This window comes from Halostella salina (assembly GCF_003675855.1).
Classification (GTDB): domain Archaea; phylum Halobacteriota; class Halobacteria; order Halobacteriales; family Natronoarchaeaceae; genus Halostella; species Halostella salina.
In genome coordinates this window covers 235,180-246,304 of sequence record NZ_RCIH01000008.1, presented here as the reverse complement: position 1 = coordinate 246,304, position 11,125 = coordinate 235,180, and the positions used below count along the sequence as shown (strand labels likewise).

The 11,125-nt window shown below is 61.0% G+C and carries 8 protein-coding genes and 2 pseudogenes; 4 read left to right on the top strand and 6 right to left on the bottom strand.

Going from position 1 to position 11,125, the window contains the following annotated elements:
• A pseudogene (locus D8896_RS16300) lies at positions 1–94 on the top strand (IS5/IS1182 family transposase); the annotation flags it as partial.
• On the opposite strand, the gene D8896_RS19555 reads toward D8896_RS16300, so the two are convergent.
• The 4 genes from D8896_RS19555 to D8896_RS16285 form a co-directional block, all read right to left on the bottom strand.
• Complete coding sequence (locus tag D8896_RS19555; RefSeq protein ID WP_162991605.1) at positions 72–278, bottom strand: DUF7344 domain-containing protein; 207 nt, start codon at positions 276–278, stop codon at positions 72–74. The pseudogene D8896_RS16300 and the gene D8896_RS19555 overlap by 23 nt on opposite strands.
• Positions 279–786: 508 nt before the next feature.
• The gene (locus D8896_RS16295) at positions 787–3,351 is read right to left on the bottom strand and encodes an outer membrane protein assembly factor BamB family protein (RefSeq protein ID WP_121823173.1); all 2,565 of its coding nucleotides are present in this window, start codon (positions 3,349–3,351) and stop codon (positions 787–789) included.
• Between the two features lie 516 nt (positions 3,352–3,867).
• On the bottom strand, positions 3,868–4,224 hold the full coding sequence (locus D8896_RS16290) for a DsrE family protein (RefSeq protein WP_121823172.1): 357 nt from the start codon (positions 4,222–4,224) through the stop codon (positions 3,868–3,870).
• 153 nt (positions 4,225–4,377) lie between these two features.
• On the bottom strand, positions 4,378–5,805 hold the full coding sequence (locus D8896_RS16285; RefSeq protein ID WP_121823171.1) for a dihydrolipoyl dehydrogenase: 1,428 nt from the start codon (positions 5,803–5,805) through the stop codon (positions 4,378–4,380).
• A 177-nt stretch (positions 5,806–5,982) separates the two neighbouring features.
• Between D8896_RS16285 and D8896_RS16280 the strand changes: the two genes are divergently transcribed.
• Complete coding sequence (locus D8896_RS16280; RefSeq protein ID WP_205596858.1) at positions 5,983–6,288, top strand: redoxin domain-containing protein; 306 nt, start codon at positions 5,983–5,985, stop codon at positions 6,286–6,288.
• 48 nt (positions 6,289–6,336) lie between these two features.
• On the opposite strand, the pseudogene D8896_RS16275 reads toward D8896_RS16280, so the two are convergent.
• A pseudogene (locus D8896_RS16275) lies at positions 6,337–7,341 on the bottom strand (RNA-guided endonuclease TnpB family protein); the annotation flags it as partial.
• Between the two features lie 452 nt (positions 7,342–7,793).
• Here D8896_RS16275 and D8896_RS16270 point away from each other — a divergent pair.
• Complete coding sequence (locus tag D8896_RS16270) at positions 7,794–9,134, top strand: RNase J family beta-CASP ribonuclease (protein WP_121823170.1); 1,341 nt, start codon at positions 7,794–7,796, stop codon at positions 9,132–9,134.
• 239 nt (positions 9,135–9,373) lie between these two features.
• Here the strand turns inward: D8896_RS16270 and D8896_RS16265 are convergent, their stop codons facing one another.
• Positions 9,374–10,063, bottom strand: coding sequence for a DUF1028 domain-containing protein (locus tag D8896_RS16265; RefSeq protein ID WP_121823169.1), 690 nt, complete (start codon positions 10,061–10,063; stop codon positions 9,374–9,376).
• A gap of 255 nt (positions 10,064–10,318) precedes the next feature.
• Here D8896_RS16265 and D8896_RS16260 point away from each other — a divergent pair, with 255 nt between their 5' ends.
• Positions 10,319–11,080 (top strand): DICT sensory domain-containing protein, encoded by a 762-nt coding sequence (locus tag D8896_RS16260; RefSeq protein ID WP_205596857.1) that lies wholly within the window; start codon positions 10,319–10,321, stop codon positions 11,078–11,080.
• Positions 11,081–11,125 lie beyond the last annotated feature (45 nt).

Here is an 11,125-nt window from a genome sequence, read left to right as displayed (position 1 = left end):
CGTCGCCGTGCGTGCGCGAACGTGGTACCGAGAATTTCGTGAACTTGTCTTGAAATGTGTTGTTTACAACATCAAGCGAGCAGTGAAATCGTGAAATCAAGCACAGTATGGCGATTCACCAGAGCCGAAGCGACGGGTTCTTCTTCGGCTTCCCACTCGCGCACCTGGTTCGCCAGCTCCTGAATTCCAATCGGCCCGTCAGCTTGGTCCAATGCGTACAGAGCGTATCGTCGTCGTTCTTTGCTAAAGATGTCGAACAACGTGTTGAGGGATTCCATGCGATCAGACGAAGGAAGAGGCCGCTTTTGAGTGTTCTTTCAGGGTTACTCGCTTGAATGGCCAAGTACATGCCACGCACCTATTGGTGAATCACCTGTCCCGAAATTCAATCTTACATGGTCGACGTCACCTCTGACACGCCTTGGATTCAGCACCGATTACCCGTACTACGAGTACAGATACACACATTACCTATATGATGAAGTTGGAGTCGGCCCGATCCGTCAAAGGTGTACGGTCTTAATCGATAGGATCGTTCGGGCTTGCATTCCACAAGTAGCCCTTTACACCCTGCTATTCATCTTGGAACACCTCGACCCCGATCTCGGACAGCTCGCAGGCTACGGTATGGGGTTGGCCTGTCAGCTCAGGACCGCCGGACCGGCAGGCCAGTTGGGCGTGGTAGTGGTCGGCCTCTCGGAAGTACATCTCGCCAGCCCCACGACGGCTTCCATGGTGTATCAGGTAGTCCTCGGGTCCCGCTAGGGTCGACGTCTGCAGTGTTGCTCACTCGCCAAGCGCGAATATCCCTCCAGTCGTAGCGACGTAGACCCTTCCTCCGCTCACAACAGGTGTGGAACTCACCGTGTTCCCCCCAAGAGCGTCGTCCACGCGCCAGACCGTATCAAGCGATGCCCTGTCGAGGCAGTAGACCGACTGTGCGGTGGAGCAGTACACGTGCGCTCCCGCGGCAGTCACCTCGCCGACGATGTCGCCATCCAGCTCGACACGCGATTCCGGCGGCCGTGGGGTAGCCCTATCGGTCCCCCGGGGGTACGCTCGCAGTTCCTGTCTGGCACCCGAACCGACGAACACGCGCTCGGCGGTAACCGTCGGAACGCTAGCGAACGTGTCACGCTCGCTCCGCCAGACGGTAGTTCCGTCCGCGGGCTGTCGAGCCACGAGTTCGTTCCCTTCCGGGGAATACACTACCCGCGGTCCATCGGTGCTGACTGCTGGAACGTCGTTCGTGTAGTCCGCAGTCTCACGTGCGGTTTCCCACGCAGGCGCCAGCGAAGGCACATCGAAGGCTCTGATTCCGTACTGCCCGCTCACGAAGAGTCGCTGCCCATCCGTCGCAAGCGATTGTCGAGGAGACGTCGGCCCGCCAAACGACAGTTCGACGGTTTCCGTCACCTCGCTGGCAGAGCTGATCTGGTAGAGCCGCTCGGCCCCGGTCGCGGTGTACAGTCGGCCGTCGTGAACTGTCGGGGACAGAGGGTTCTCCTCGAACGTATCGGCGAGGCGCCACTGTTGGCTGAGTCCTTCGGCTCCGAGTTCCAGCGCGTAGAGTGCCGGTTCGTCAGTACCGACGTAGATCACGCCGTCGTCGACGGTGGGAGTGGTTACGATGTCGCCGTCCCCATTCAAGGGCTGCTCCCAGACCATCTCACGCCCCTGATCGAAAGCGAGGAGACGGCTACCGCTACACCCGTATACTCGGCCATCCGCGACCACCGGCCGCACGTCGGACTCCACGGCGGACAGGCGTTCCGCTGCTGGTTTGCCCTCAGCCGACGGCTCCAGTAGGTCGGGGTCGAACCCGGTGTTGGCGTTGTCCAGCTGGAACTGGGTGGCCGGCTGGACTGGGCTTCGAGTCTCCGCGGTTGTCAGCGCCGTGTCGACGATGTCGTTTACTTTCGCGGTCCGCAGTATTTCTACACGCCTCTTGACCGAGTCATGTATCCTGGATTGAAGCTGTCGTGTCTCCGCATTGCCACCTGCGTACTCGGTGTTGACCTGGGTGTATGCCGCGTCGTACTCGCCTGCTATCTTTTCGACTACGTCCCGGTAGTCTTCGATGTTCGAATCGCCGTTGTGTGTTGCGATCGAGACGCTGGCCTTCTCGGCCATGAACCGATGGAGCAGCGGGTGGACGGCCGGGTTTATATATGAATAGTCGAACCCCTTCATGACATCTTTGATGAGCCCGTTGGTTTCGTCCGCGAGTGCCGTCACCTTCTGATAGCCGGCAGCGATGTCCACTGCCGTAGTCAGCGTCGAGGCAACTCCCCCGGCGACCCGCGCTGCTTGGGCGGAGTATCGGAGCGCGACTCCGACCTGCAGTCCGGCGATCATGTACTGTTCGGCCACGTCCGAACTCCCCGTCGGACCGAGCCATCCCAGTGTCTCTCTGACCACTTCCGTGGCGTTATCGGCCACCTGTTCGGCTGCGGCTGTCGGATCGACGGCGATGCTTGCCACCCAGTCGAAAAACTCCCACCGAGAGCGCCATATCGCCCGGAGTGAGCCGTACGCCGGGCTGAGGGCGACTATCGAGTTCTCGACCAGAATGGTAGCCGCCTCTCCCTCGATTTGTCGCGTATTGAGGCCCTCCGTCGGTGTTCCGGTGGGAAACTCCCATTCGTTTTCGCCCTCGTAGTTCTTGCTCTCCCACGTGATCCGCTCGTTCTCGAAGTCGACGGTGAACTCGCCGTCGAAACTCCTGTCGGTAAGTACCAGTTCGTCCTCGTCCAGCGAGGGTGGGACGTACGGTGCCGAGTGGATCTGTCCGTCCGGGTACTGTACCTGTACGGTATCGGGCCCGTCCGCCACGGGGACCGTGACTGCTATTTCCGGGATTTCGAGTTCGATCTCGCCGAACTCACTCGGGTCGACTGTCGCAACGGCATCTCTGATACGCCCGGTGACGCCCCCCGGTCGTTCTGCGCCGGCTACTGACCCAGTATAGGATTCGGTCAATGAGTCCCAGTCCGAATCGTCCAGGGAGTCGAATTCACCGATGGATCGGTCGCGGGCCCTCGACAGGCTCGACCGATCGACAGTCGCGTGGTCGTACCAATCGAGGGTGACCGACCCATCCAGTTCCACGGTGGCGCCGTTCGAGACGTTGATGAACTGCTCTGGATCCTCGAGACTGTCGACGTCGATGTCGTCCTCGAATCGCAACGCGAACTGGATGTTTCCGTTCGACCGAACGCGGAACCACACCCGCTCTATTTTCCTGTCTCCGACCGCGCTCCCCGACCCGGACGAGCCGCAACCGGCCAGTAATGTGGTACTACTGCCGCCCACGGCCGTTAGAAAGTGGCGTCGACCGTGGGTCGTCATCTGGTTCGCTCCTTCCGGACCGTCGTACGGCCCCCACAGATACGACTCCTGGTTTCGGCATCATACGGGCACGACCCACCGTCCTCGTCCGTCCTAACTCCCGACAACATCGATCAGGCAGAAGTTATCTGATGGGGACTTTAGTCCATCGGAGATCGGACTTACCCATCGATCGGCTGGTGAGCCGATTTTGTGCCCGTGAATGGCTTCCACTTCATAGGTCATCATTCCGATTCGAGTACTGGAAATCGGGGTACACGGTACATTTCGCCTCCACCGTACCGAATACTCCTGAGCAGTTCTTGCAAATACCAGTGATGGAGCGCCCTATTCGTCCTTGAACGCCTGACTTCCGATCTCGGACAGATCACTCGCTTCGATGTGGGAGTACATCTTGCTCGTCGCGTCAGGTCAGCGTGCCGCAGCGTCGCTGTGCTGCCGAATTGTCGACCTTGAGGAAGCACATCTCGCCGTCCGTGTTCCCGTTCCGATCGTTGTTCCCGTCTCGGGACGGGTTCAGAACGTGATGATCTCGTAGTCGTCGTCGACCATCGACCGGATGCTCGGGTGGCCGTCGTGGTCGTCGAGCGTCACTACCCCCGCATCGGCGACGGCGTCTTCGACGCCGAACGCACCGGCACAGAAGTCGCAGGCGGCGGCGTCGTCGCGGACGGCCTGATACAGTTCGTGATAGTCGCTTTCCTCGTCTTCGAGTTCGGGGATCCACTGTGTCCCTGCTCCGTCGAAGATCAGTTCCACCTCGTCGCCGTCGGTGTCGGCGAACTCCTTGGCCGTCTCGAGCCCGTTCACGAGTCGACCGAGGTTTGCGTGCCCTTCGGTCCCTGCCAGAATGATGACTGCTGCTTTCGTCATTGCGTCCGTTCGTACTGCCCGGGAGGATATATTTTGGACGTAGTCGTGTGGCCCCGACGCGGTCCCGAGAAAGGTTTATGTAGGGGATATCGGGCCATGTCAGTGGCTGAGAGTCGTGTACGATGACACGGTATCAGGCCGTCTCCACGCCAGTCAGTGTGAGTGACCGCCGTTGCCGCGACTGAACTGCCCGGAGAAGCCACGCTGGACGACTTCGGACAGGGCGGGGTGGATGTGGACCGACTCGCGGATGTCCTGGACCGTTCCCGAGCCGGCTTTCATCGCCACGACGACCTCCTGAATCAGGTTCGACGCCTCCGGCCCGATGATGTGGCAGCCGAGGATCTCGCCGTCGAGGTCGATGATCGCCTTGAAGAACCCGTCCGCCTTCATGGCGCTGCCGCGTGCGGTCTCGTCGTAGCGGTACGTCCGGGTCGCGTACTCGCGGTCGCTCTCCCGGAGGTCTTCCTCGCGCGCGCCGACGCCGGCCACCTCCGGGGAGGCGAAGACGGCAAACGGCATCGCGCTGTAGTCGACCGGCTGGAGGTCGTCGCCGAAGAGATTCCGGGCGACGGCCTGTGCTTCGTGGTTCGCGCTGTGTTTCAGCAGATACTCGCCGACGATGTCGCCGAGCGCCCACACGCCGTCGGCCGTCGTCCGGAGATACTCGTCGGTCTCCACGAACCCGCTGTCGTCCGTTTCGACCCCGGTCGCGTCGAGGTCAAGTAGGTCCGTGTTCGGCGTTCGGCCCGCGGCGACGAGCAGTTCGTCGCCCGTCACGCTCACCGCCCCCTCCTCGCTGACGCCGCCATCGGGACCGTACTCGTACGGCTGGGCTTCGACGGTTACCGTGCCATCCGTCTCTGAGACCGCCGTGGCTGCATGGCCCGTGTGGACGGTGAACCGGTCCGCGTAGCGGTCGGTGAACGCCTCTGCAACCGCTTCGTCGGCGTTCGGAAGCAGGTTCGGCCGTCGGCCGATGATCGTCACGTCGCTTCCAAACGTCCCGAAGAAGTGGCCGAGCTCCGCCGCGATGTACCCGCCCCCGACGATCACGAGGTGGTCGGGCGGCGTCTCCAGCTGGAGCGCCTCCGTGCTCGTGAGGTATTCCGTCCGCTCGATCCCGTCGATGTCCGGAACTGCGGGGCGGGTGCCGGCAGCGATCAGAACCGTCTCGGCCCGGATCCTCGCCCCTTCGTCGTCGCCGCTCACGACCTCGACCGTCCGGTCGTCGACGAACCGACCCTCGCCCTCGTAGAGGTCGTGTCTCGGGGACGACTGTAGCCCCTCCCGGATCGACTCCGAGTCGGCGTTGACCTCCTCGTTGACTTCGCGGACGATCTCCGCGAAGTCGACGTCGGCCACGTCGGCGTCGATGTGGAACTCGCCGGCGCGTTCGACCGTCTCCAGCACGTCGGCGTGGTAGAGCAACAGCTTCGATGGAATGCATCCGCGGTTGAGACACGTCCCGCCGAGCGGGCCCTTCTCGACGACCGCAACCGACTGCCCACGGTTCGCAGCCGCGTTAGCGACATCTAACCCCGACCCGGAGCCGATGACCAGGAAATCAACTTCGTCCATACTGTGGACGTGGCGACCACGGGATAATAATCATCCGCGGCTGTGCGACTGGAGTACATCGGGCGAGCGGATTGTCTCGTCGACCGTGGTCGCTGGCTCAGTGACTCACACGCCCGCCGTGTGTCCACGCTGCACAACCCCCTATCTCTCAAGTCGGTCCGTATGTTATTTGGTAACATGATACGAGTCGGGCAGGAAGCACCGGATTTCACGCTCCCCGGAGCCGCCGCCGGGTCGGTCGACACGCACACGCTCTCCGAGTACACGGACCGCGGCTGGGCGGTGATACTCGTCTTCTATCCGTTCGACTTCCATCCGGCCTGTACCGACCAGTGGTGTTCGCTCCGGGACGCGGACTGGCTCACGCTCTTGGACGACGTGGTCGTCCTCGGTGTGGGTGCGGACGGAGCCTACGCCCATTGGGAGTACGCGGACAGGCACAATATCCAGTTCCCGCTACTGTCGGATCGGACGGCACATTGACATCCTCCCACGGCTGAAGCCGTGGGATTCCTCCGGTGGGGATGTTGGCTATGTCGTATCCACGGAGGCAAGTTTCCCCTTGCGGGTACTCCGGTTTGTGCGCTCCTCGTTGGGACTTGCCCTCTCGGGAGAGTGTGGTAGCTCCGACCAGGTGTGGTCGTCCCACGTGAGGCGCACGGGCCGTGCCATCGACCCGACTTCCAGATTCGTGTCAGCCTGTCGTTCGAGGAACGTCCGCGACGCGCCGAGGTCGGCGTGGCCTTCGTAGCCACACGAACACCGGAACACGTCGCCGTCCCGTTCTGTATCGTCGCGTTCGCCACACACCGGACACTCCGCTGTCGTGTATGCTTCTGACTCGACTTCGACCGTGATGCCGTACTCCTCGGCGGTCGTCGCAAGCCGGTCGATGAACGAGCGATACGCCCAGAACTGGTGCGTTTTCTCGTTCACTTCTGCCGACCAGTGTGCCGACAGCACGTCGGTGAGGTCGCCCACGTACACGGTGGCAACGCCCTCGTCGTACAGCCGTTCTATCAAGTCGCGGACGAGCGCGTCCTGTGCGTGGTCGCGGCGTCGTGTCCGCTTTCGATAGAGGCGTCGAATACGGCGACTGCTGTACCGGCCCTCACGGAGTTTGGACTGCAAGCGGGCGATCTCCTCGGTGGTGTCGCGGAAGCGGGCGAACAGGTCGCGCCCCTCGTAGAGGTACTGCTGGCCGGTCGTGGTCGTACAGGCGACGAGGTTGTTTGCGCCGACGTCCAAGGCAGCTGATTCCTCGGCTAGTGGTGAATCCCGTCGAGAATTAGGCACGGTGACGGGTTGAATGGCCCTGAACGTGTCATCGACCTCGTCGTAGTACAGTTCTAACCGGCCCTGTTCGCCCTCCTATTTGGGGTCGCCAGTGACTTCGAGGCGCAGGCGGTCGTGGTAGCCAAGGCCGTACTTCTCTTTCAGGTCTTGCCCCACGGGAATTTCGAGGCGACTCCGCTCGCCAGTTTCGAGGGTGTACTGGTCGTTGCGGATGAACGTACGAAGTTCCCGCCCCTCGTCAGTAGAGCGTTCGGCGTGCTTACGGACGATTTCGAGGGCCACCGCGACGTTCCCGGTCGGGCGACGTTCGTGGTGGATCCCGACCGTACCGTCAAGTTCGCGTGGTCGGCTCGCAGCCCTGACGAACAGCCCGACCTCGACGCGCTGCGGAAGGCAACGAACTACAGTGACGACCAGAATACCGTTGATGGAGCCGACGGTCCGGCTTGATTCGGTCCTACACAACAGATCGGCATCGCGAGTGATCCGAGGGAGTGCACTTCCGCGGGTATTTACGTCACGGGTTGTTAGGCCTCTATAACCGAAAGACGTGCTGTCCCCGGGCAACCTGTAGAGTCGGTCTGTGTGGCCGTACGGCGGCCGCGACCGCTGAAGGCCGACTCCTCGTGTGCTCTCCCATCCGTGGCGGATCTCGACTCTGATTCTGGGATCGCTCTGATCGGACTCCAATCATGGAAATCGAAATCGCGACTATCGGCGGCTACGAGGAAGTCGGCCGGCAGATGACTGCCGTCCGAGCGGGCGACGATGTTGTTATCTTCGACATGGGGCTGAACCTCTCGCAGGTACTGGTCCACGACAACATCCGAACCGAACAGATGCACAGCCTCGACCTGATCGACATGGGTGCCATCCCCGACGACCGGGTGATGAGCGAACTCGAAGGTGACGTGAAGGCCATCGTGCCGACGCACGGCCACCTCGACCACATCGGTGCCATCTCGAAGCTTGGGCATCGATACAACGCGCCCGTCGTCGCCACCCCGTTCACGCTGGAACTCGTCAAGGAGGAGATCGAGGACGAGAGCAAGTTCGACATGGACAACGAACTCATCGCCATGGAGGCGGGCGAGACGATGAGCATCGGCGAGCGCACCGAGTTGGAGTTCGTGAACGTCACGCACTCGATCATCGACGCGATCAACCCGGTACTGCATACGCCCGAGGGGGCGATCGTGTACGGGCTGGACAAGCGGATGGACCACACGCCGGTCATCGGCGACCCCATCGACATGAAGCGGTTCCGGGAGATCGGCCGCGAGGACAACGGCGTCCTCTGTTACATCGAGGACTGTACCAACGCCAACAAGAAGGGCCGTACCCCCAGTGAGGCCGTTGCCCGGACCCAGCTCCGGGACGTGATGCAAAGCCTCGAAGACTTCGACGGTGGCATCCTCGCGACGACGTTCTCCAGCCACATCGCTCGCGTCAAAAGCATCGTCGAGTTCGCCAAGGAGATCGGCCGTGAGCCGGTGCTGCTGGGCCGTTCGATGGAGCAGTACTCCGGCACCGCAAAGCGGATCGGCGTCGACTTCCCGGACGACGTCGGGATGTTCGGCCACCGGCGCTCCATCGAGAACGCGTTCAACCGCGTGATGAAAGAGGGCAAGGAGAACTTCCTGCCGGTCGTCACGGGCCACCAGGGCGAGCCGCGGGCGATGCTCACCCGAATGGGTGGGGGCGAGACGCCGTACGACATCGAGGACGGCGATAAGGTGATCTTCTCCGCCCGTATCATCCCGGAGCCAACCAACGAGGGCCAGCGCTACCAGTCCGAGCGCCTGCTGAAGATGCAGGGCGCGCGCATCTACGACGACGTCCACGTCTCCGGCCACCTCCGACAGGAGGGCCACTACGAGATGCTCGACGCGCTCCAGCCACAGCACGTCATCCCGGCCCACCAGGAGATGAGTGGGTTCTCGGGCTACGTGGACCTCGCCGGAAACCAGGGCTACGAACTCGGCCGTGACCTCCACGTCACCTCGAACGGCAACACGATCCAGCTGGTCTGACGCTTTGTGCAGGTCCGGCCGACGAGTGATCCCTCACGGGGAAGTTTTTCAGGCTAAACGTGAGTGGGTTTCATTTGGGGAATATTCACTGTTAATCACAAGAATGCTATACGGTCTACTACTGTGAACCCAATAGTAAGCATATAATGATGTATGAAAATGAGTCGAATCCACTATCCACTTTTTTGTCGTATTGATGCCCTTACCATCCATTCCCCCGTCCTGGTCGGATATACACTTCAGTACTTGATACGATAATCGTTAATCGAATCTGGAGCCGGCCCATTCCAATGGTTTTCCAACTCCGATCCATCCATATTTGATTCGGTTTCCCTTGCCTTCTCGTATGCGTTCCAGAGCCCTTCGATCGGAGTACCGGGGTTGTCGACACGGAGATTATGATACAGCTTCGAGCTGGGCGCATGAACAAGTAGGGCCGCACTCCAATTATCACCTCGCTTGTCACCTCCTGCCTGTTCACCTGCTTCTAAAGCTGAAAGGAGCCGTTCCTCCAACGGCCCCGCTGCTGAGCTGAATGCTTCGCTCATAGATTCGACGACATCAGGCCCGCTAAGTAGGTTTCCGGCAGTTGTATGGTCTCCACCGTTAATATGACCTGCCCACTCGTCACACATCTCACCAGTGTAGGTGAATGTGTCTCCATCTTTCGTGACTCCGTGGAACTGGGTACCGATTCCTCCATCCCTATCCGAAATTAGTGTTTCCGCTGTTGCTTCAAGACTGTACCCTTGACGAAGCATTTCAAGCGCTGGTTCCCCGTAATCAGCGCCGGAATCCCAGGCTTGAGATGAGATTGCACCTTTCTCATTCACCCATGGGCAGACAGCGCCTACAGCAGGGAACACGGACGCAATTGCGACACCTGCTTTGTTCGATTCCGGTTCAGTGGCTGTGATTGAGAATGTCATCTAGTGCGTTCTCACGTCTTGTTCCTTCTACATTTTATAGATGATCCGTTTACTTCCGGCGGTGGGAAGTGTTCAGATAAGGGTGAAGAGTGAGGCGGAGCGATCTTCTAGTGGTTCATGCCAGAGATCGCCCGCCTCATCGAAGGTGGCGACTGCTTCGAATTCGCCTTCGCATGGAACCAGCTTATCTAAACACTACCGGGGAAGCCGGGACTGGATTTATCAGCACCGAACAAAAAGGTTCCCACGATAGGGATGTCCGACCACATCACCGAGTTCATCACCGACGAACCTGCCCAGCAGTGGTCGCTCGCGGTCGTGAACCGAACGCGACCGATGCCGGTCCAGGAGATGGTCGAGACGCTGTTTGCGGACCAACCGGTCCACGTCGAGTCCGAGGAGATAGCGGACTGCGACGAGAACGCGGTCATCCTTCTCCGGGACGGCGACGTCGTGGCCACGTCCTCGCTGCGCGAACTCGAGGACAGCATCCTGTTCGTCAACTCCGACCTCTACAGCACCGGCTCGCGGTCGCTCGGCGAAATCGAGGTTCCCGACGTGATCGCGGAACTCGAGGACATCCCGTTTTACCTCCGGGGCTACCCCGAGTCCGACACCGAGAAGCTCCCGCTCATCCTCCTGTCCCGGTTTATCGAACAGACCGCCTGGAAGCAGGACGGGGGCCGGCTCCGGTCGTCGTTCCAGCGCCTCTCGCGGATCGACGACGAGCGTGGCACGCGAAACGTGTACGGACGCCTCGCGGAGACGAACGTCGACGTACACGTGTACGGCATCCCGGACTGGATACCTCCGGAGACGTTCGAAGCGACGATCCACGCCGGGTACAGTGACGAGTTCCGGAACGCGTGGTTCGTCGTCTACCGCTCGCCCGGTGAACCGGACGAGTGTGCGGCGCTCATCGCCTATCAGGCACATCCCAACGAGTGGGTCGGCGAGTGGACGTTCGACGGCTCCCGGGTCGAGTCGATCAACCGGCATCTCGAGCGAAACCTGTAGCCGTCCCCGCGGAACGCGCCGCGTCGCAGAACGCCATAATTCCTG